At 66.0% G+C, this 20,983-nt stretch carries 17 protein-coding genes; 13 read left to right on the plus strand and 4 right to left on the minus strand.

Annotated features, from left to right (window positions below):
- Positions 1-25 precede the first annotated feature (25 nt).
- Both IE00_RS15820 and IE00_RS15825 read right to left on the minus strand, forming a co-directional pair.
- Entirely contained in the window at positions 26-667 is a 642-nt protein-coding gene (locus IE00_RS15820; protein ID WP_072298159.1) for a response regulator transcription factor, read from the minus strand.
- The gene (locus IE00_RS15825; RefSeq protein ID WP_072298160.1) at positions 664-2,049 is read right to left on the minus strand and encodes a sensor histidine kinase; all 1,386 of its coding nucleotides are present in this window, start codon (positions 2,047-2,049) and stop codon (positions 664-666) included. Before IE00_RS15825 ends, IE00_RS15820 begins: the two co-directional genes overlap by 4 nt.
- Positions 2,050-2,484: 435 nt before the next feature.
- On the opposite strand from IE00_RS15825, the gene IE00_RS15830 reads away from it, so the two are divergent.
- On the plus strand, positions 2,485-4,440 hold the full coding sequence (locus IE00_RS15830; protein ID WP_072298161.1) for a Hint domain-containing protein: 1,956 nt from the start codon (positions 2,485-2,487) through the stop codon (positions 4,438-4,440).
- Positions 4,441-4,528: 88 nt separating this feature from the next.
- On the opposite strand, the gene IE00_RS15835 is transcribed toward IE00_RS15830, so the two are convergent.
- Entirely contained in the window at positions 4,529-5,071 is a 543-nt protein-coding gene (locus IE00_RS15835; RefSeq protein ID WP_072298162.1) for a cysteine hydrolase family protein, read from the minus strand.
- A gap of 135 nt (positions 5,072-5,206) precedes the next feature.
- Positions 5,207-6,169 (minus strand): LysR family transcriptional regulator, encoded by a 963-nt coding sequence (locus tag IE00_RS15840; RefSeq protein WP_072298163.1) that lies wholly within the window; start codon positions 6,167-6,169, stop codon positions 5,207-5,209.
- A gap of 141 nt (positions 6,170-6,310) precedes the next feature.
- On the opposite strand from IE00_RS15840, the gene chvE reads away from it, so the two are divergent.
- From chvE to IE00_RS15900, 12 genes are all read left to right on the plus strand, one after another.
- Positions 6,311-7,366, plus strand: a complete 1,056-nt coding sequence (chvE, locus tag IE00_RS15845) for a multiple monosaccharide ABC transporter substrate-binding protein (RefSeq protein WP_072298164.1) — start codon at positions 6,311-6,313, stop codon at positions 7,364-7,366.
- Positions 7,367-7,439: 73 nt separating this feature from the next.
- The gene (mmsA, locus tag IE00_RS15850; protein WP_072298165.1) at positions 7,440-8,960 is read left to right on the plus strand and encodes a multiple monosaccharide ABC transporter ATP-binding protein; all 1,521 of its coding nucleotides are present in this window, start codon (positions 7,440-7,442) and stop codon (positions 8,958-8,960) included.
- A 10-nt stretch (positions 8,961-8,970) separates the two neighbouring features.
- Positions 8,971-10,158, plus strand: a complete 1,188-nt coding sequence (mmsB, locus tag IE00_RS15855) for a multiple monosaccharide ABC transporter permease (protein ID WP_072298166.1) — start codon at positions 8,971-8,973, stop codon at positions 10,156-10,158.
- 1 nt (position 10,159) lies between these two features.
- Positions 10,160-11,149 carry an AraD1 family protein gene (araD1, locus tag IE00_RS15860; protein ID WP_072298167.1) on the plus strand — a complete coding sequence of 330 codons (990 nt, stop codon included), beginning with the start codon at positions 10,160-10,162 and terminating at the stop codon, positions 11,147-11,149.
- Between the two features lie 7 nt (positions 11,150-11,156).
- Complete coding sequence (gene araD / locus IE00_RS15865; RefSeq protein WP_072298168.1) at positions 11,157-12,899, plus strand: L-arabinonate dehydratase; 1,743 nt, start codon at positions 11,157-11,159, stop codon at positions 12,897-12,899.
- Entirely contained in the window at positions 12,899-13,810 is a 912-nt protein-coding gene (locus tag IE00_RS15870) for a Gfo/Idh/MocA family protein (protein ID WP_072298169.1), read from the plus strand. Before araD ends, IE00_RS15870 begins: the two co-directional genes overlap by 1 nt.
- A gap of 10 nt (positions 13,811-13,820) precedes the next feature.
- Entirely contained in the window at positions 13,821-15,335 is a 1,515-nt protein-coding gene (locus IE00_RS15875; protein ID WP_072298170.1) for an aldehyde dehydrogenase (NADP(+)), read from the plus strand.
- 42 nt (positions 15,336-15,377) lie between these two features.
- A complete protein-coding gene (gene ytfQ, locus IE00_RS15880; protein ID WP_139291485.1) occupies positions 15,378-16,334 on the plus strand; it encodes a galactofuranose ABC transporter, galactofuranose-binding protein YtfQ in 957 nt (318 codons plus the stop codon).
- 55 nt (positions 16,335-16,389) lie between these two features.
- Positions 16,390-17,889: a sugar ABC transporter ATP-binding protein gene (locus tag IE00_RS15885; protein ID WP_072298171.1), complete on the plus strand. Its 1,500-nt coding sequence runs from the start codon at positions 16,390-16,392 to the stop codon at positions 17,887-17,889.
- Positions 17,886-18,902: an ABC transporter permease gene (locus tag IE00_RS15890; protein ID WP_072298172.1), complete on the plus strand. Its 1,017-nt coding sequence runs from the start codon at positions 17,886-17,888 to the stop codon at positions 18,900-18,902. The genes IE00_RS15885 and IE00_RS15890 overlap by 4 nt, the downstream gene beginning before the upstream one ends.
- Positions 18,899-19,861 (plus strand): galactofuranose ABC transporter, permease protein YjfF, encoded by a 963-nt coding sequence (yjfF, locus tag IE00_RS15895; RefSeq protein ID WP_072298173.1) that lies wholly within the window; start codon positions 18,899-18,901, stop codon positions 19,859-19,861. The genes IE00_RS15890 and yjfF overlap by 4 nt, the downstream gene beginning before the upstream one ends.
- A gap of 61 nt (positions 19,862-19,922) precedes the next feature.
- A complete protein-coding gene (locus IE00_RS15900; protein ID WP_072298174.1) occupies positions 19,923-20,903 on the plus strand; it encodes an aldose epimerase family protein in 981 nt (326 codons plus the stop codon).
- The last annotated feature ends 80 nt before the right edge of the window (positions 20,904-20,983 follow it).

The raw sequence follows: 20,983 nt of genomic DNA on the forward strand, positions 1-20,983 counted from the left end.
GACCACCCATCCACCGGCGCAACGGCTAGCCGTTGCGCCATTCCTTTTGCGCCAGCAGCGCGGCCTCGGTGCGGTTGCGCAGATGCAGCTTTTGCAGGATCTGGGTCATGTGATGCTTGACCGTGCGTTCCTGGACCTGCGTGCGGCGGGCGACTTCCTTGTTGGACAGCCCTTCGGAAACCAGGCGCAGCACCTCTTCCTCGCGCGGGGTCAGCAGGTCCAGCCCGTCGCGCGATGTGGGGGCGGGGCTGCGCATCCGCGCCAGCATCCGTGCCGCAAGCGAGGGCGCAACATGACTTTCGCCCTGCATGATGCGGTCCAGCGTCGCGACCAGTTCGGCACCGCCGATCCCCTTGAGCAGATAGCCCCGCGCACCGCCCTCCAACGCGGCAAAGACGGCGTCGCCATCCTCGGACACGGTCAGCATGACCATCACCGGCGCGGGGTCCTGAAGGGCGATGCGTTCCAGCGCCCAAAGCCCGCCCTGCGGCATGGACAGGTCCAGCAATACCAAGGCAGGCGCGTACAGCCGCACGCTTTCGACGGCCTCGGCGCCCGATGCGACCGTGGCCACGACGTCGAAATGGCCGCTTTCCTGCAGCGTTCGCGCCACCCCCTCGCGATAGAGCGGATGGTCGTCCGCCACCAGAACCCGATGCCCGCTCATGTCTCGACCTCCATCCACAATTCCGTCCGTCCGTCCCGGCGCTCCATCCCAAAGCGACCGCCCAGTGATTCGACCCGGTCGCGCAGCCCCCGCAACCCCAATCCGGGGGCATGGTCGGGGGCGGGACCGGGGCCGGCATCCGATACCGTCACCCGCAGCCGATCCGCGTCCCCCTGCAGGCGCACCGTCAGATCCGCGCCGCCGGCGTGGCGGGCGGCGTTGTTCAACCCTTCCTGAACAAAGCGGAACAGGCAGATGCGCAGTCCCGGCGACAGGGGCGGATCGCCCTCGGCCTCCATATGCAAGGCGACCGGGGTGGGACAGCGCGCCTGATGCGCCTCGACCGCCAGGCGCGGAATGGCGGCGGCGGACAGATGCGCCAGTTCCGGCAGCGCCAACCCGTGCGAGATCTGGCGGATCTCGGACATGGCACGGTCCAGGGCCTGCTGGATGGCCGCCAGTTCGCCGGGTTGGGGGGTGCTGCCCCCGTCCAGGGCGTCCAGCCGCAGTCGGGCATAGGCCAGGTCCTGGGCCGGGCCGTCATGCAGATCGGCACCGATGCGGCGCAGGCCGCCCTCGGTCGTGGCGGCGGCCCGTCCCGCGGCCTCCTGGATTCGCGCCCGCAGCTGTCCGTTGCGATGCGACAGGCGGCGCAGGTCTTTCAGCTGTCGGTCCAGGTCGCGGCGTTGGCGGTCGATCGTCCGGCTGCCCTGTCGCACGATCACGTAAAGGATCAGGCCAAGGGCCAGGCCGCCGCCGCCGACCCCGGCCCAGGCTGCCGCACGCGCCGCCGCCAGATCCGCCTTCAGCGCCGGATCGGCGATATAGAGTTCGGCCACGGCGATGATCTCTCCGGTCCAGTCGGCGCGGATGGGGCTGTAGATTTCCAGCAACGGCAGCCCCAGGGCGTGTTCGCTGCGATCCTCCTCCTCGGCGTCATCCTCGAAGATGGCGGCGATCTGTCCCGACCAGGCGCGCGACAATTCGTGCGATGGCGGGAAATTCCGCCCCATCAGGTCGGCATTCGACGCGGCGATGACCAGCCCGCCCTTTCCCCACACCTTGTAGGAGACGATCCGCTCGGCCATGCCGGTGGCGGGCAGGACCTCGGACAGGGCGCGGCGCATGGCGGGCGAAGGCTGGGTGCCGGGGATGTAATCCTCGACCAGCGGGTGCAGGAAACTGTCCATATAGAAGGCGGCGGCCGTGGCCGTGTTGCGGATCACCACCTGGCGGATGCGGTCGGCCAGCAGCCAGCCCGCAAGACCCATGAAGATGGCCAGCACGACGCCCCCCACCACCGCGAAACGGGTCGAGAGGCTGGCATCACGCCAGAAACGGGTTGCGGAAAACGACTGCTTCATGCCGACACGCTGCGACATTTGATCGGGCTTTGCTACTGGACAGAAGGGCAGCCTTGGCATGGGCGCAGAGGGCTGACGGGCCATGCCCGAGACGACGCGCGCCATGGCTTGGGGGGATTCGCGACAAGACGCGGTTCAGGGTGCCGTCCATGCCCGTTTTCACACCTTATGCGCGCGCGGACCTATCCTTTTGCACCGCCCGACCCACTGGAAAAATAACGACAATTCGAGAATATGTCAGACATGAGGAACGCGCGATTGTGCCGTTCCAGTCACAGCGGAGCGGGCAGGAACACAGGCGATCTTCATCAGCCGGAACTTGATGTCGAAGCAAGCAACTTTTCGCCCGCCCGGCCGTGTCTCAGGCCTGCAACACCAACCCGATCCACCGGTTCCGTCGTAACGCGCGGACCCGCCCCGCCCCTGCATTCATCGCTCTCAGAGGACTACGACATGGCGACCACCTTCAACGTCATCAACCTGGGCACCTTCACCAATCTTGATGCGGTGGAAGGGGGACAGCCGGAGAACGCGTCCCTTCTGAACAACCGGATCTTCGGGGGGTCGACCGACCCGCTCTATAACCGCATCCAGACCTTTGCGCCCGCCGGGAACGGTGCCGGGGGTACGGGCCTGCCGACGCAATATGACGGCCAGGGCGATCTTGACCAGTTCTCGATCAATGGCGGTCCGGTGCAGACGGTCGAGGCCTTCATCTTCATGCCCGCCACGATCACCTATATCGACGGCACGACCGCGACCATTTCGGGGCGCGTGATGCAGGGCACCGATCTGCAGCTGTACCTGGTGCCGTCGGTGACGCAGGATCTGTCGCAGAACGCGCTGGAAGCCAAGCCGATCCAGTCGATCACCTTTGGCACCTATGCGCCGCCCCCTGCCGGGCAAAGCTATGTGATGTTGGCCGAACGCGATGCCAATGAACTGGACCCGGTGATCGACGGCACAGCCGGCAATGACACGATGAATGTCGGTTACGTCTATCAGGTGAACAGCAACGCCACCGCGCCCGTCATCGACAACACGGCCAATTATGTTTTGGGGGGCGCAGGCAACGATTCCATCGAGGGCGGCGGCGGCAACGACACCATCCTGGGGGGCGAAGGCAACGACACGGTCCAGGGCGGCACCGGCGCCGACAGCCTGATCGGCGGCGCGGGGTCGGATACGCTGGACTATTCCGAAAACACCGCCGGCGTCACGGTCAACCTGGCCACGAATGCGGCATCCGGCGGAACGGCGCAGGGCGACAGCATCAACGGGTTCGAAAACGTCGTCGGCGGGTCCGGCAATGACACGCTGACCTTGTCCAACACTGCCGGAACCGCCGATGGGGGGGCGGGCAATGACGCCCTGACCGGCGGGACCGGAAACGATGTCCTGCTGGGCGGCATCGGCAATGACACGCTGTCGGGCGGGGCGGGCATCGACACGCTGACCGGGGGCGATGGGGCCGATACCTTCGTCGCCGACGGGACGGGCGACCTGATCGTCGATTTCGGCCAGGGTGGCGGCTCGATCACCGATGACGACCAGACCAACAACGACTTCGTCGATCTTTCGGCCTTCTACAACAGCACGACCCTGGCCGCCTGGAACGCGGCCAACCCCGACAACCAGTACGACAAGGTGCTTGACTGGCTGCGGGCCGACTATGCCGACGGCGTGCTGGACCAGGCTGGCGGCCTGAGGATCCGCAACGGCGACGGCGAGCTGGTCGATCCCAGCTTCCTGAACTCGGAGACGACGAATGTCTGTTTTACGACGGGCACGAAGATCGCGACCCCCAACGGTCCCGTCGCGATCGAGCATCTGCGCGTCGGCGACCTGGTCGAGACGGTCGATCACGGTGCATGCCCCATCCGCTGGATCGGGTCGTCGCGCGTCGGTTCGCTGAGCCTGGCCAACAACCCCAGGCAGCGCCCGATCCGCATCCGCGCCGGAGCCCTGGGCCGCGGTCTGCCGCAGGCTGATCTGCTGGTGTCCCCGCAGCACAGGATCCTGGTCCAGTCGCGCATTCTGGAACGGATGGTTGGCGCCAAGGAAGGTCTGGTCGCCGCCAAGCACCTGTTGGGGATACCCGGCGTCGAGGTGGCCGATGACGTGACGGTCGTGACCTATTGGCATTTCATGTTCGACCGCCACGAAATCGTTTTTGCCGAAGGTGCCGCCGCCGAGTCGCTGTTCACCGGTCCCGTCGCGCTGAAAAGCGTCTCTGCCGAAAGCCGCGACGAAATCCTGTCGCTGTTCCCCGAACTGGCCACGCTGGACCACGATGCGCTGACCGCGCGCGCGGCCAGGACATTGGTCACCGGTCGCATCGGCCGCAACCTGGTGCAGCGCCATGTCAGGAACGACCGCGCGCTGGTGGAACAGGACATCCGCGCCTGACCGCCTGAAGGGCGCCACCCCCATCGTCGACAACAAGGCCCGCATCGCATCATACGGGTGCGATGCGGGTTTTGTGTCTGTCCGGCCTTTATCCGGCCAGATGGTCCTGGGTCGACACGACATCGCCATAGGCGAAGGCCAGGGCGGCCATCATGGCGGTATGGACCTGGGCCGCGGGAACGGATTTGCCCTGGAATTCCAACTGGCGGGTGGCGCAGGCGTCGTGAATGGTGGTCGTGCCATATCCCAGGTCGTTGGCGGCCCGCACGGTCGCGTCGATGCACATATGGCTCATGGCGCCGACGACCACGACCTGATCGATGCCGTGGGAGGTCAGCAGATCATGCAGGCCGGTGTCGCGGAACGCGTTGGGGAAATTCTTGGTGATCACCGGTTCTTCATCGGCGGGTCGGACCGTATCGTTGATGCGCGCGCCGTCGCTGCCGGGCACGAAGAAAGGGGCGTCGGGCATTTCGTGGCGGATGTTGACCACCAGATCGCCCCGGTCGCGAGCATGGGTGATGACGCGCGCGGCATTTGCGGCAGCGGTCTCGATCCCGTCAAGCGGCAGGTTGCCCGTAGGCCAGTATTCATTCTGCAGATCGACGACGATGACGGCGCGATTGGTCATGGCGGATATCCTTCGAGTTCGTTGGCCGGGTTCGTTGGCCGGGTTCGTTGGCTTGTCTGCAAGCATGGCACCCCGCGGCATGTCCCGCCATTGGCAAAACGTCACAAGGGCACCGGTCAGGGCATCGGGCCAAGGTCAGCGCGGGGGAAGCGGTCGTGGCCAGACGTCGTCGCGCGACAGCTGGATCACCGTGTCGCGCAGCCGCATGGCAAGGGGCGACAAGGGGCGGCGGCGGAGGCTGAGCAGGTAGTAGGGTGATACGCGGATCTCTCGGCGCGTCTGCAATACGGCAAAGCCCGCCGCGACCGGCGGGCGGATCAGCAGGTCGGCCACCTCGTCCGAGATCGGCGCGACGGCATCGCTTTGCGCCAGATAGGCGATGGTCAGCAGCAGCGAGGGGCTGTTGACGATGTTGCCCGGCTCGGACAGGCCGACGCTGGCAAAGGCGCCTAGGGCGGCTTCGCGGATCGGGGCGCCGCGCTGCTGCATGATCCATTCGTAATCCGACAGCTCGGTCAGCGTCACCCGCGCCGCGCGGGCCAGGGGATGACCGGCGCGGACCAGGAAACAGACCTTTTCGTCGCGCAATTGCAGGATGTTGAAATCACGGCTTTCGAATTCCGGCAGGATGCGGGCCAGCACGAAATCCATCTCTCCGGCGGCCAGGTGGCCCAGCAATTCGCGCGAGGGCATGACATCCACGGTGATCTCGGCTTCGGGGGATTGCTGCTTGATCTGGCGGATCGCCGAAACCAGCGTGCCGACCGCGGGGCCGGTGACTGCGCCCACATGCACCGAACCCGCCAGCCCGCCGCGCAACGCGGTCACGTCGGCGGCCATGCTGTGCATCTCGCGCAGGATGACGCGGGCGCGGCGCAGGACGGTCAGGCCGATCTCGGTCGGCTCCATTCCCGTGGGCTGGCGCAGGAACAGGGGCGCGCCCACCTGTGCCTCGATTGCGGCCAGCATCCGCGATGCGGCGGGCTGGGTCATGGCGCTGGCCTGGGCCGCCAGCTGCAGCTGCCCGTGTTCGGCAATTTCCTGCAGCAGGCGCAGCTGCGCGGGTTTCAACATCAGGCGGGCAGGGGTGCTTTGCATATCATTTCCGGCATGCAGATGACTTTGATTATCATTTTACCAGCATGCTGCCATCTTGCTAGGGTCTTGTCGCGGCCCACCACGCTTTGGAGGACCGCAAAGGGGATAGGCGGGTTGGAGAGCCGCCACAGGGAGGACAAGATGAAGATCAGAACCGCCGCGGTCGCGCTGGCGATCGGTGTCTCGTGGTTGGCGACCGGCGCGATGGCCGAAACCGTGGGCATCTCGATGCCGACGAAATCATCGGCCCGCTGGATCGATGACGGCAACAACATGGTCAAGCAGTTCCAGGATGCCGGTTACGACACCGACCTGCAATATGCCGAGGATGACATCCCCAACCAGCTGGCCCAGGTCGAGAACATGATCACCAAGGGTGTCGACGTGCTGGTCATCGCCGCCATCGACGGCACCACGCTGTCGAACGCGCTGGCCAATGCCAAGGCCGCCGACATCAAGGTGATCGCCTATGACCGGCTGATCCGCGACACGCCGGATGTCGATTATTACGCGACCTTCGACAACTTCAAGGTCGGCGTCGAACAGGCCAATTCGCTGGTCCGGGGCCTGGAGGAGCGCTTTGCCGACAGCAAGCCCTGGAACGTCGAACTGTTCGGCGGCAGCCCCGACGACAACAACGCCTATTTCTTCTATGACGGCGCGATGTCGGTGCTGCAGCCGCTGATCGATGACGGGTCGGTCGTCATCCCGTCGGGGCAGACGGGCATGGACAAGGTCGGCACGCTGCGTTGGGACGGAGCCGTCGCGCAGGCGCGGATGGATAACCTTCTGTCGGCCAATTACACCGACAAGCAGGTGCATGGCGTGCTGGCGCCCTATGACGGGCTGTCGATCGGCATCCTGTCGTCGCTGAAGGGCGTGGGATACGGTTCGGGCGACATGGCGATGCCGATCGTGACGGGCCAGGACGCCGAGGTTCAGTCGGTCAAGTCGATCCTGAGCGACGAGCAGTATTCGACCATCTTCAAGGATACCCGCGAACTGGCCAAGGTGACGGTCGGCATGGTCGATGCCATGCTGAAGGGCGGCGAGCCCGAGATCAACGACACCGAAACCTATGACAACGGCGTCAAGGTCGTCCCGTCCTATCTGCTGCAGCCCGTGCCGGTCGACAAGTCGAACTGGCAGCAGGTGCTGGTCGACAGCGGTTACTATACCCAGGACCAGATCCAGTAACGCACGTGCCAGACGGACCGCCCGGCACCTGGCCCATCGGGGCCGGGCGGTTCCCCGCACCGGAGACCACGCCATGACCGCGCTGCTGGAAATGCGCAACATCACCAAGACATTCCCGGGCGTCAAGGCGCTGGACAATGTCACCCTGTCGGTCCGCGAAGGAGAGATCCACGCCATCTGCGGCGAAAACGGCGCCGGAAAATCCACGCTGATGAAGGTGCTGTCGGGCGTCTATCCGCATGGCAGCTATGACGGCCAGATCGTCTATGACGGCCAGCCCGCCAGCTTTGCCGGCATCCGCGACAGCGAGGATCGCGGCATCATCATCATCCACCAGGAACTGGCGCTGGTGCCGCTGCTGACCATCGCCGAGAACATCTTCCTGGGCAATGAACGCGCCACGCGGGGCGTGATCGACTGGCCGATGACCTTCCAGCAGACCGAGACCCTGCTGGCCAAGGTGGGCCTGCGCGAAACGCCCGGCACAAGGGTGGACAGCCTGGGCGTCGGCAAGCAGCAGCTGGTGGAAATCGCCAAGGCGCTGTCCAAGAACGTGCGCCTGCTGATCCTCGACGAACCCACCGCCGCGCTGTCGGAAAGCGACAGCCAGGCGCTTCTGGACCTGCTGCTGGAACTGAAGGCGCAGGGCGTCACCAGCATCATCATCAGCCACAAGCTGAACGAGGTGCGCCGCGTGGCCGACAGCGTCACCGTGATCCGCGACGGGGCGACCATTTCCAGCATCGATGCGCGCGGCGGCGATCTGACCGAGGATCGCATCGTCCGCGACATGGTGGGCCGCGACATGGCCAACCGCTATCCCGAACGCGACCGTCATGCGGGCGATACTGTGTTCGAGCTGCGGAACTGGAATGTCTGGCATCCCGAACATGCCGACCGCCAGGTGATCCGCGACCTGTCGATGTCCGTCCGCGCGGGCGAGGTCGTGGGCATCGCGGGCCTGATGGGCGCGGGCCGGACCGAGCTGGCCATGAGCATCTTCGGCAGGTCCTATGGGCGCAACATCTCGGGGCAGGCGCTGATGCACGGAAAGCCGGTCGACGTGTCGACGGTGGATCGCGCCATCAAGGCCCGGATGGCCTATGTGACCGAAGACCGCAAGACGCTTGGGCTGATCCTGGAGGAGACGATCCGCCGCAACACAGTCTTGGCGAATTTCGAGGCCGTCGCCACCCGCGGCGTCATCGAGGAGAACCGCGAGACGGAGGTGGCCGAACGATACCGCCGGGCCCTGCGCATCCGCACGCCTTCGGTCTTTCAGAAGGTGATGAACCTGTCGGGCGGCAATCAGCAGAAGGTCGTCCTGGCCAAGTGGCTGTTCACCGATCCCGACCTGCTGATCCTGGACGAACCGACGCGCGGCATCGACGTCGGCGCGAAATACGAAATCTACAATATTATTAACGAACTCAGCGCGGCCGGAAAGGCCGTCATCATGATCTCGTCCGAGATGCCCGAGCTGCTGGGCATGTGCGACCGGATCCATGTTATGAACGAAGGTCGCTTCGTGGGCGAACTGTCGGCGGCCGAAGCCAGCCAGCAGGCCATCATGTCGCTGATTGTCAGGGAATAGGGGGAAGGTCGTGGAACAGACGGACCGCGCACCGGGCACAAGCATCGGTGCCTATATCACCAAGCATATCCGCGAATACGGGCTGCTTTTCGCGCTGATCGCCATCATGGCGTTCTTTCAGGTCGTGACCGGCGGCGTGCTGCTGAAGCCCGTCAACATCACCAACCTGTTCCTGCAGAACAGCTATATCATCATCATGGCCCTGGGCATGCTGCTGGTCATCGTTGGCGGCAATATCGACCTGTCGGTCGGATCGGTCATGGGCTTCATCGGAGCCCTGGCGGCGGTGATGATCGTCAGCTGGGACATGCCCGTGCTGGTCGCCGGGGCGATCTGCCTGGTCGCGGGCATGGTGATCGGCGGGGTGCAGGGCTATTTCGTGGCCTATTGGAAGATTCCGTCCTTCATCGTGACGCTGGCGGGGATGCTGGTCTTTCGCGGGCTGTCGCTGTGGCTGCTGGCTGGCCAGTCGATCGGACCCTTCCCCAGCAGCTTCCAGTCGCTGTCCACCGGCTTTATCCCCGACCTGTTCGGTGTGGGCCGTCCCAACGGCCTGGCGCTGGCGGTGGGTGCGGTGTCGGTCGGGCTGATCCTGTGGACCGGCCTGCGGGCGCGGGCGCGTAATACTCGCTACGGCATCGAGGACGAGCCTTGGGCCCTGTTCCTGCTGCGCAACGGCATCGTCGCGGTGGCGCTGCTGTTCGTGACCTGGAAGCTTGCCTGGTTCCGCGGCCTGCCCAACGTGCTGCTGTCGATGGTCGTGCTGACGGTGATCTATGTCTTCATCACCGAACGTACCATCATCGGTCGCCGCGTCTATGCGGTGGGCGGCAATGCCAAGGCCGCCAAGCTGTCGGGCATCCGGACCGAGCGTCTGACCTTCCTGACCTTCGTGAACATGGGCTTTCTGGCGGCGCTGGCGGGCCTGGTCTTTGCGGCGCGGCTGAACACCGCCACGCCTAAGGCCGGCTTCGCGGTCGAACTGGACGTGATCGCGGCGGTCTTCATCGGCGGGGCCTCGATGGCGGGGGGCGCGGGCAAGATCGTCGGCGCGGTCGTGGGGGCCTTCATCATGGGGGTGATGAACAACGGCATGTCGATCATGGGGATCGGCATCGACTATCAGCAGGTCATCAAGGGATTGGTGCTGCTGGCCGCCGTGTTCTTCGACGTCTACAACAAGAACAAGGAAGCCTGAGATGTTTCTGTCGCAACTGACATTGCCCGATGGCAGCCGCGCCGTCGCCATGCGGCAGGAGGGGACCGCGCATCTGGTTCCCGGCACCGCCAGCACCCGCGACCTGGCCTTGGCGGCCATCGCAGCAGGCCGCAGCCTGAGCGACGAGATCGCCGCACGCGGGCAGGGCGACCCTGTCGATCTGGCCCAGGCCCTGGCGCAGGGGCGGCTGCTGCCGCCCTTGGATCACGACGACCCCGCCCATCTGCATCTGACCGGCACCGGCCTGACACATCTGGGCAGCGCCGCGACCCGGGATTCGATGCATCAGAAGGCCGACCCCGAGGACATGACCGACAGCATGAAGATGTTCCGCATGGGGCTGGAGGGTGGCAAGCCCGCAGCGGGTCAGGTGGGTGCGCAGCCGGAATGGTTCTACAAGGGCAACGGCCATGCCGCCATCGCCCCCGGCGCGGCCCTGCCCAGCCCCGGCTTTGCGCTGGACGCGGGCGAGGAACCCGAGATCGCGGGGCTTTACGTCATCGCCCCCGACGGCCGGCCCTTCCGTCTGGGGTTCGCGCTGGCCAACGAGTTCTCGGACCATGTGACGGAACGCGGCAACTATCTGTGGCTGGCCCATTCCAAGCTGCGCCCCGCCAGTTACGGCCCCGAGATGCGCGTGGGCGATCTGCCCGCCCATGTCGAAGGCGTCAGCCGGGTCATCCGCGACGGCGCGGTCATCTGGGAAAAGCCCTTCCTGTCGGGCGAGGCGAACATGTCCCACAGCCTTGGCAACCTGGAACATCACCACTTCAAATACGATCTGTTCCGTCAGCCGGGCGATGCGCATGTGCATTTCTTCGGGACCGCCACGCTGTCCTTTGCCGACGGCATCACCACCCGTCCGGGCGACGAATTCGAGATCGCCTGCGACGCCTTCGGCCTGCGCCTGCGCAACGCCGTCCTGCAAATCCAGACCGACGCGACCCCGGTCGCCGTCGCAGCCCTATAGGTGCGCCATGTCCTTCACCCCCACCAAATGGCCCCGCAGGTTGCGTTCGCAGGAATGGTACGGCGGCACGTCGCGCGACACGATCTATCATCGCGGCTGGATGAAGAACCAGGGCTATCCGCACGACCTGTTCGACGGCCGGCCCATCATCGGCATCCTGAACACCTGGTCCGACCTGACGCCCTGCAACGGCCATCTGCGCGAACTGGCCGAAAAGGTGAAGGCCGGTGTCTGGGAGGCCGGCGGCTTTCCGGTCGAGGTGCCGGTCTTTTCGGCAAGCGAGAACACCTTCCGCCCGTCGGCGATGATGTTCCGCAACCTGGCCGCCCTGGCCATCGAGGAAACCATCCGCGGCCAGCCGATGGACGGGGCCGTGCTGCTGGTCGGATGCGACAAGACCACGCCCAGCCTGATGATGGCGGCGGCATCCTGCGATATCCCGTCGATCGTGGTGACGGGCGGTCCGATGCTGAACGGCTATTTCCGCGGCGAACGCGTCGGCTCGGGCACGCATCTGTGGAAGTTCAGCGAGGCCGTGAAGGCCGGAGAGATGACCCAGGACGAATTCCTGGAGGCCGAGGCCAGCATGTCGCGGTCATCGGGCACCTGCAACACGATGGGCACGGCCAGCACCATGGCATCCATGGCCGAGGCGCTTGGCATGGCGCTGTCCGGCAATGCCGCCATCCCGGCGGTGGACAGCCGCCGCCGCGTCATGGCGCAGCTGTCGGGGCGGCGCATCGTGCAGATGGTCAAGGATGACCTGAAACCGTCCGACATCATGACCAAGGCGGCCTTCGAAAACGCCATCCGCACCAATGGCGCCATCGGCGGATCGACCAATGCGGTCGTGCATCTGCTGGCACTGGCGGGCCGGGTGGGCGTCGACGTGACGCTGGATGACTGGGACCGCTGCGGCCGCGACGTCAAGACCATCGTGAACCTGATGCCGTCGGGGAAATACCTGATGGAGGAGTTCTTCTACGCCGGCGGCCTGCCCGTCGTCCTGCGCCGCCTGGCCGAGGCGGGACATCTGCACAAGGACGCGCTGACCGTCAGCGGCGGCACGATCTGGGACGAGGTCAAGGATGTCGTCAACTGGAACGAGGACGTCATCCTGCCCGCCGACCGGCCGCTGACCGACCATGGCGGCATCGCGGTGCTGCGCGGCAACCTGGCGCCCAAGGGCGCGGTGCTGAAACCCTCGGCCGCCAGCGCGCATCTGCTGGTCCATCGCGGCCGCGCTGTCGTCTTCGAGGATATCGACGACTACAAGGCCAAGATCGAGGACGAGGATCTGGATATCGACGAAACCTGCGTCATGGTCCTGAAGAATTGCGGCCCGCGCGGCTATCCCGGCATGGCCGAGGTCGGCAATATGGGCCTGCCGCCCAAGGTGCTGCGCAAGGGCATCACCGACATGGTGCGGATCAGCGATGCGCGCATGTCCGGCACCGCCTATGGCACGGTCGTGCTGCACACCAGCCCCGAAGCCGCGGCGGGCGGTCCCTTGGCGGTGGTCCGCGACGGCGACATGATCGAGCTGGACGTGCCGAACCGCCGCTTGCACCTGGATATTTCCGATGCCGAGATGCAGGCACGTCTGGCGGCCTGGACGCCGCTGTCAGATCAGCCCGAAAGCGGTTACGCCTGGTTGCACCAGCAGCATGTGATGGGCGCGGATACCGGCGCGGATATGGGTTTCCTGCGCGGCTGCCGCGGCAATCCGGTCGGAAAGGACAGTCACTGATGGACATCGCATTGGTCGGCATCGGCAAGATCGCCCTGGACCAGCACGTCCCCGCACTGGCCGCCAGCGGCGACTGGACCCTGGCCGCCAGCGTCAGCCGCCACGGCACGGTGGACGGCATCGAGGCCTTCACCGATCTGGAAACCATGCTGGCAGCCCGCCCCGAAATCGGCACCGTCAGCCTGTGCCTGCCGCCCGTGCCGCGGTTCGCCGCCGCGCAGGCGGTGCTGCGGGCGGGGCGCCACCTGATGCTGGAAAAGCCCCCCGGCGCCACCCTGGCCGAGGTTCATATCCTGCAGGACATGGCCCGTGCCCAGGGTGTCAGCCTGTTTGCCACATGGCACAGCCGCATGGCCCATGGCGTGGCCGCAGCGCGGCGTTGGCTGGCCGGTCGAACCATCCACGAAGGTCGGATCACCTGGCGCGAGGATGTGCGCAAATGGCATCCCGGCCAGGACTGGATCCTTGCGGCAGGCGGCATGGGGGTCTTCGATCCCGGCATCAACGCGCTGTCGATCCTGACCGAAATCTTGCCCCAGCCGGTCCATCTGACCGATGCCCAGCTGGATTTCCCCGCCAACCGCCAGGCACCCATCGCCGCCCGCCTGTCCCTGTCGCAAGGTATCGAGGCCGATTTCGACTTTCGCCAGCAGGGTCCCCAGACCTGGGACATGGAATTCCGGACCGATGCCGGCCATCTTGCGCTGCGCATGGGCGGCAACCTGCTGGAAATCGACGGCCAGCGGGTCGGTGGTCAGGACAGCATCATGGGCGAATACCCCGCCCTTTACGCGCGCATGGCCGATCTGGTGCGCGATCGTGCGTCTGATGTGGATCTGGCACCCATGGTGCTGGTCGCGGATGCATTCACGCGCGGGTCACGCAACAGCGTCGATCCGTTCGAATTCTGAAGGAGAGCACATGACCTATACCCCGTCTGGCAAACATCTGATCCGTGGCGAATGGGTCGGGGGCGACGCGCAGTTTTCCTCGGACCCGGTCGAAGGTCCGTCGCACCGCTTCGCCTCGGGGACGGCTCAGATGGTCGATCGTGCCTGCGTGGCGGCAGAGGACGCCTTCTGGACCTATGCCAATACCAGCCGCGCGGATCGGGCAGCCTTTCTGGATGCCATCGCCGATGAGATCGAAGCCCGCGCCGATGACATCACCCTGATCGGCACGCAGGAAAGCGGCCTGCCGACCGCGCGGCTGCAGGGCGAACGGGGCCGCACGACCGGCCAGCTGCGACTGTTCGCGGACCATATCCGCGACGGCGCCTATCTGGACCGTCGCCATGATGCGGCGCTGCCCGACCGCCAGCCGCTGCCGCGCCCCGACCTGCGGATGATCCAGCGTCCCATCGGGCCGGTGGCGGTCTTTGGCGCGTCGAATTTCCCGCTGGCCTTTTCGACGGCGGGGGGTGACACGGCCTCGGCGCTGGCTGCGGGCTGCACGGTGGTGGTCAAGGGACACCCGGCCCATCCCGGCACCGGAGAGATCGTCGCCGCCGCCATCGACGCCGCCATCCGGCGCTGCGGCATGCCGGCGGGCACCTTCAGCTTCATCCACGGCGACACGCATGAGGTCGGCCAGGCGCTGGTCCGCCATCCGCTGATCAAGGCGGTGGGCTTTACCGGCAGCCTTGGGGCAGGGCGGGCGCTATACGACCTGTGCGCGGCACGTCCCGAACCGATCCCCTTCTTTGGCGAGCTGGGATCGGTGAACCCGATGTTCATGCTGCCGCAGGCGATGGCGGCGCGCGGTGCCGAGCTGGCCAAGGGTTGGGCGGGGTCGCTGACGATGGGCGCGGGTCAGTTCTGCACCAATCCCGGCATCGTCGTGATCCGTCAGGATCAGGCCGGAGAATTTGCCGATGCCACGCTGGCCGCGCTGCGCGAAACGGGTGCCCAGGTGATGCTGACCCAAGGCATTGCCGCCGCCTATGCCAAGGGTGCCGACACGATCAGGGATCAGCCGGGCGTGCGCGATCTGCTGACCCAGACCTGCGACGATCGTCGGGCGCTGCCGCGGCTCTATATGGTCACTGGCGACGACTGGCAGGCAAACCATGCCCTGTCCGAGGAGGTCTTCGGCCCCTTGGGCCTGATCGTGACAGCGAAGGACGACGACCAGATGGTCGCGCTGGCGCGCAGCTTGGCCGGTCAGCTGACCGCGACGCTGCACATGGATGCCGGGGATGCCGAACTGGGCCGACAGCTGCTGCCGGTGCTGGAACGCAAGGCGGGCCGCATCCTGGCCAACGGCTTTCCGACCGGGGTCGAGGTCGCGGATGCGATGGTCCACAGCGGCCCATGGCCCGCCAGCACGAATTTCGGCGCAACATCGGTCGGCACGCTGGCGATCCGTCGCTTCCTGCGCCCGGTCTGCTTCCAGAACATCCCCGCGGCCATCATGCCAGAGGATATCGCGGGCTGAGAGGACAGCCCGAACAAGGTCATCAACCCAAGGGAGGATAACATGACCAAGACCCTGATGAGCACCGTCGCCGCGCTGGCGATTTCGGCCACGGCCGCGATGGCCGAGGGCGAGACGGTGGGCTTTGCGCAGATCGGATCGGAATCCGGTTGGCGCGCGGCCGAAACCACCCTGACCAAGCAGCAGGCCGAGGAGCGCGGCTATCAGCTGCAATTCTCGGACGCGCAGCAGAAGCAGGAAAACCAGATCGCCGCGATCCGGTCCTTCATCGCGCAGGGCGTCGATGCCATCCTGCTGGCCCCGGTCGTGGCCACGGGGTGGGATTCGGTCTTGGAGGAGGCCAAGGAGGCCGAGATCCCCGTCGTCCTGCTGGATCGGCAGGTGGACAGCAGCGAGGACCTGTATCTGACTGCCGTCGGATCGAACCTTGTCCACGAAGGCGAGGTCGCGGGCCAGTGGCTGGCCGAAACCGTCGGCGACAAGGAATGCCGCATCGTCGAGTTGCAGGGCACCACCGGCTCCAGCCCCGCCATCGACCGCAAGACCGGCTTTGAAAACGCGATCAAGGGGCATGACAACCTGGAAATCGTGCGCAGCCAGACGGGCGATTTCACCCGCGCCCAGGGCAAGGAGGTGATGGAGAGCTTCCTTCAGGCCGAAAACGGCGGCAAGGATATCTGCGCGCTTTATGCCCATAACGACGACATGGCAGTGGGCGCGATCCAGGCCATCAAGGAAGCCGGGCTGAAGCCGGGCACCGACATCCTGGTCGTGTCGATCGACGCGGTGCCGGACCTGTTCCAGGCGATGGCCGCGGGCGAGGCGAATGCCACGGTCGAACTGACGCCGAACATGGCCGGTCCGGCCTTCGATGCGCTGGAAGCCTATTGGAAGGACGGCACCATGCCTGAAAAGTTCATCCAGACGGAATCCAAGCTCTATACCCAGTCCGACGATCCGCAGGGCGAATATGATCGCCGCAAGGATCTGGGATATTAAGCCGATATCCGGGCCGCGCAGGTTGCGGCCCGGACCCTGACGGAAAGGCCATCCCATGCTGTTGTCGATCAGGTCGCTGACCAAGACCTTCCCCGGAACCCTGGCGCTGGACAAGGTGGATTTCGACCTGCGCGCCGGCGAGGTCCATGCCCTGCTGGGCGAAAACGGCGCGGGCAAGTCCACGCTGATCAAATGCCTGACCGGGGCCTATCGCCGCGATGGCGGCACGGTCACGCTGGAGGGCACGCCGATCGACCCCCGCTCGACCGTCGAGGCGCAGGATCTGGGCATCGGCACCGTCTATCAGGAGGTCAACCTGCTGCCCAATCTGACCGTGGCGCAGAACCTGATGTTCGGGCGCGAACCGCGCCGGTTCGGCCTGATCGACGCCCGTGCCACGCGGTCCGAGGCGCGGGCGATGTTGCGACAATACGGGCTGGACCTGGATGTGGATCGCGATCTGGGCAGCTATTCGGTGGCCATCCAGCAGATCATCGCCATCGCCCGTGCCGTGGCGCTGTCGGGCAAGGTGCTGATCCTGGACGAACCCACAGCATCGCTGGACGCGGCCGAGGTGCAGATGGTCTTCGACGTGGTGCGCGGCTTGCGCGACCGGGGCCTGGGGATCGTCTTCGTGTCGCATTTCCTGGACCAGGTCTTCGATCTGACCGACCGCGTGACGGTGCTGCGCAACGGTCGCCGGATCACCACGCTGGACACCGCCGATCTGGACCGCGTCCAGCTGATCGAACACATGCTGGGCCGGGCCCTGGAGGACGCGGTCGGGGACGGTGCCGCCGATGGCGCCGGAGCCGTCCGCCCCGAGCTGCTGAGTTTTCAGGGCTTCGGCCGTCGCGGCGTGATCGAGCCTTTCGATCTGGCCGTGGGGCAGGGCGAGGTCGTGGGGCTGGCCGGGTTGCTGGGCTCGGGGCGGACCGAAACCGCCGAGCTGATGTTCGGCGTCCGGCCCGCGCAAACCGGCAAGGCCCGCGACGCCGATGGTCCGCTGGATCTGTCGAGCCCCCGCGCGGCCATCGCGCGAGGCTTTGGCTTTGCCCCCGAAGATCGCAAGACCGACGGCATCGTGCCCGACCTGTCGATCCGCGAAAACATCATCCTGGGGCTGCAGGCGCAGCGCGGTTGGGCACGCCCCATCCCCCGGGCCGAACAGAACCGGCTGGCCGACGACTATATCCGCCGACTGGACATCCGCACGTCGGGGCGTGAAAAACCCATCGGAGAGCTGTCGGGCGGCAATCAGCAAAAGGCCGTCCTGGCGCGCTGGCTGGCGATGAACCCGCGCTTTCTGATCCTGGACGAACCCACGCGCGGCATCGATGTCGGCGCCCACGCCGAGATCCTGCGCCTGATCCGCGAACTGACCGATGCCGGCATGTCCGTCCTGGTCATCAGCAGCGAGATCGACGAATTGGTGGCGGTCGCCGACCGGGTCATCGTGGTCCGCGACCGCCGCCACGTGGCCGAACTGGCAGGCACGCGGCTTGGCGGAGACGACATCATGCGCGCCATCGCCGACAGCGGAGAGGTCGCATGACCCTGTTGAAACGCATCGCCCCGCAGCTGATCGCCCTGGTCGCGCTGATCGCGCTGGTCAGTACCGTCTTTCCGGGCTTTCTAACCGTGCAGTTCAGCGACGGGCGGCTGGTCGGTCCGGTGATCGATGTGGTCAAACGCGGCGCGCCCGTCGCGCTGTTGGCCGTGGGGATGACGCTGGTCATCGCCACGCGCGGGATCGACCTGTCGGTGGGCACGATCATGGCGATCTGCGGCGCGGTCGCGGCTGCGGCGCTGGCGGGCGGTTGGGGCATGGCCCCGGCGCTGGCGGCGGGAATGCTGGCCGGGGTGGCGGCGGGGTTGTGGAACGGCGTCTTGGTCGCCGTGATCGGCATCCAGCCCTTCGTGGCGACGCTGATCCTGATGACGATGGGTCGTGGCATCGCGCAGCTGATCACCGAAGGCCGCATCCTGACCTTTTCCGATCCGGGCTTTGCCTGGTTCGGATCGGGGACGTTGCTGGGCCTGCCGGTGCCGGCCTGGCTGTGGCTGCTGACCGGGGCAGGGGTTGCGCTGCTGATGCGGCGCACCGCCCTGGGTCTGCTGATCGAATCCATCGGCATCAACCGCCGCGCCAGCGCCCTGGCCGGGGTGAACGCGACCGTGCTGCTGATCGCGGTCTATATGGCCTCGGGGTTGTGCGCGGCGCTGGCCGGGATCGTGGTGACCGCCGACATCCGCGGCGCGGATGCCAACAATGCCGGCCTGTGGCTGGAGCTGGACGCCATCCTGGCGGTGGTGATCGGCGGCAATTCCCTGCTGGGGGGGCGGTTTTCCATCATTGCATCGCTGATCGGGGCGATGATCATCCAGACGATCGACACGGGCATCCTGCTGGCCGGGTTTCCGTCGGAATACAACCTGGTGATCAAGGCCGGTCTGGTGCTGGTCATCCTGGTCCTGCAATCGCCACGCATCGCCACCGAATGGCGGCTGTGGCGCGACAGCCACCGCGTCGACCGCGAAGCACGGCTTGAAGGGAAGGCCCGATGAACACCCGCGCGCTGCCACTTTACGCCACCATCGCGATCTTCCTGATCGCCTATCTGCTGTGCTGGCTGCAGTTTCCCAACATCCTGTCCACCCGTGTCATCGGCAACCTGCTGACCGACAACGCCTATCTGGGCATCGTCGCGGTGGGCATGACGCTGGTCATCCTGTCGGGCGGCATCGATCTGTCGGTGGGCAGCGTCATCGCCTTTTCCGGCGTCTTCATCGCCGTGATGCTGCGCGATACCGGCCTGCATCCGCTGGTGGTCTTCGCGATGCTGCTGGCGATCACCACCGCCTTCGGGGCGGGTATGGGGTTCCTGATCGACCGGCTGGCCATGCCCGCCTTCATCGTGACACTGGCGGGCATGTTCCTGGCGCGGGGCGCGGCCTATATGCTGTCGATCGATTCCGTGCCGATCCAGCACCCGTTCTTCAAGACGCTGCAATCGGCCTATTACCTGATGCCCGGCAAGGGACGGCTGACGCTGATCGGGGTGCTGATGATCCTGACCGTCGTCGCGGGGATGATCATCGCCCACAGGACCCGTTTCGGCCTGGCGGTCTATGCCCTTGGCGGGGGCGAACAGACCGCCCGGCTGATGGGGGTGCGACAGGGGCGCACGACGATGCTGGTCTATGGGTTTTCGGGGCTGATGGCGGGGCTGTCGGGGATCGTCTTTTCGGTCTATACAGGATCGGGCTATTCGCTTGCCACGGTGGGAACCGAACTGACCGCCATCGCGGCGGTGGTGATCGGCGGCACCTTGCTCAGCGGGGGCGCAGGCTACATGTTTGGCACGCTGGTCGGCGTCTTGACCATGGGGCTGATCCAGACCTACATCGTCTTCGACGGGTCGCTGTCCAGCTGGTGGACCAAGATCGTCATCGGCATCCTGCTGCTGGTCTTCATCCTTCTGCAGAAGGGTCTTTTGAAACTCTCACGCGCGAGGCTGGCATGACGCCCTATCCCTGCACATCCCCTGGCCGGGTCGACGCGCATTGCCGGCCCCGGGTGATGCAATGACGCCCGCACATGCGGGTCTGCTGCCCGATGGACGGCCCGTTGAACGTTTCACCCTGCGCGGCGGCGGGCTGCGGGCCGAGATGCTGACCCTTGGCGCCATCGTGCAGGATCTGCGCCTGGACGGCGTGGACCATCCTCTGGTCCTGGGCTGCCCCGACCTGGCGGATTATCTGGACGGCGGCCGCTATTTCGGGGCCATCGTGGGGCGTTTTGCGAACCGTATCGGCGGCGCAGGGTTCAGACTGGACGGCCATGACTATCGCACGGACCAGAATTTCCGCGGCAGGCACACGCTGCATGGTGGGTCCGACGGGTGCGACCTTCAGATCTGGCAGATCGTGGCATTGGCCGAAGACAGGGCCACCCTGACGCTGGACCTGCCCGACGGGCATATGGGCTTTCCGGGCCGGATAGAGATCACCGCCCAGATCGCCCTGGCCGACGGGACGCTGTGCTTTACCCTGTTCGCCCGCAGTGACGCCCCGACGCCCTGCAGCCTGGCGCATCATGGCTTCTTCGATCTGGACGGGACGGGCGACATCCGCAACCATGACCTGACCATCGCGGCCGCCCATTACCTGCCGGTCGATGACGACCTGATCCCCACGGGCCAGATCGCGCCGGTCGCGGGGACCGCTTTCGATTTCCTGACCCCGCGACCTATCGGTTCAGCCGGATATGACCATAATTTCTGCCTGTCCACCGCGCCGCAGCCCCTTCGTCCGGTGGCCCGGCTGTCGGGGCAGTCGGGCCTGACCCTTCAGATCGAAACGACGGCCTGCGGTCTGCAGCTTTATGACGGCGCCTATATCGATGGGGTGCGGGGGCTTGGAGGACGCGTCTATGGCCCCCATGCAGGGCTGGCGCTGGAAACGCAGGCCTGGCCGGATGCGCCGAACCGCGAAGGGTTCCCCGACGCGATCCTGCGCCCCGACCAGACATGGTGCGAGGTCACGCGATACCGTTTTCAACGCTGACCGCACGATCTTCTAGCCTTGCATCGGTGGCCGGGGCTGAGTGGGCGCGGCTTGGCGGATGGCAACAGGTCTGCCTTTGA

It is taken from the genome of Paracoccus sp. SM22M-07 (assembly GCF_001887735.1).
GTDB lineage: Bacteria > Pseudomonadota > Alphaproteobacteria > Rhodobacterales > Rhodobacteraceae > Paracoccus.

What these genes read in the sequence shown, in the direction of transcription:
- IE00_RS15820 (WP_072298159.1), bottom strand. Translation starts at nt 667, where the DNA reads ATGAGCGGGCATCGGGTTCTGGTGGCGGACGACCATCCGCTCTATCGC.
- IE00_RS15825 (WP_072298160.1), bottom strand. Translation starts at nt 2,049, where the DNA reads ATGTCGCAGCGTGTCGGCATGAAGCAGTCGTTTTCCGCAACCCGTTTC.
- IE00_RS15830 (WP_072298161.1), top strand. Translation starts at nt 2,485, where the DNA reads ATGGCGACCACCTTCAACGTCATCAACCTGGGCACCTTCACCAATCTT.
- IE00_RS15835 (WP_072298162.1), bottom strand. Translation starts at nt 5,071, where the DNA reads ATGACCAATCGCGCCGTCATCGTCGTCGATCTGCAGAATGAATACTGG.
- IE00_RS15840 (WP_072298163.1), bottom strand. Translation starts at nt 6,169, where the DNA reads ATGCAAAGCACCCCTGCCCGCCTGATGTTGAAACCCGCGCAGCTGCGC.
- chvE (WP_072298164.1), top strand. Translation starts at nt 6,311, where the DNA reads ATGAAGATCAGAACCGCCGCGGTCGCGCTGGCGATCGGTGTCTCGTGG.
- mmsA (WP_072298165.1), top strand. Translation starts at nt 7,440, where the DNA reads ATGACCGCGCTGCTGGAAATGCGCAACATCACCAAGACATTCCCGGGC.
- araD1 (WP_072298167.1), top strand. Translation starts at nt 10,160, where the DNA reads ATGTTTCTGTCGCAACTGACATTGCCCGATGGCAGCCGCGCCGTCGCC.
- araD (WP_072298168.1), top strand. Translation starts at nt 11,157, where the DNA reads ATGTCCTTCACCCCCACCAAATGGCCCCGCAGGTTGCGTTCGCAGGAA.
- IE00_RS15870 (WP_072298169.1), top strand. Translation starts at nt 12,899, where the DNA reads ATGGACATCGCATTGGTCGGCATCGGCAAGATCGCCCTGGACCAGCAC.
- IE00_RS15875 (WP_072298170.1), top strand. Translation starts at nt 13,821, where the DNA reads ATGACCTATACCCCGTCTGGCAAACATCTGATCCGTGGCGAATGGGTC.
- ytfQ (WP_139291485.1), top strand. Translation starts at nt 15,378, where the DNA reads ATGACCAAGACCCTGATGAGCACCGTCGCCGCGCTGGCGATTTCGGCC.
- IE00_RS15885 (WP_072298171.1), top strand. Translation starts at nt 16,390, where the DNA reads ATGCTGTTGTCGATCAGGTCGCTGACCAAGACCTTCCCCGGAACCCTG.
- IE00_RS15890 (WP_072298172.1), top strand. Translation starts at nt 17,886, where the DNA reads ATGACCCTGTTGAAACGCATCGCCCCGCAGCTGATCGCCCTGGTCGCG.
- yjfF (WP_072298173.1), top strand. Translation starts at nt 18,899, where the DNA reads ATGAACACCCGCGCGCTGCCACTTTACGCCACCATCGCGATCTTCCTG.
- IE00_RS15900 (WP_072298174.1), top strand. Translation starts at nt 19,923, where the DNA reads ATGACGCCCGCACATGCGGGTCTGCTGCCCGATGGACGGCCCGTTGAA.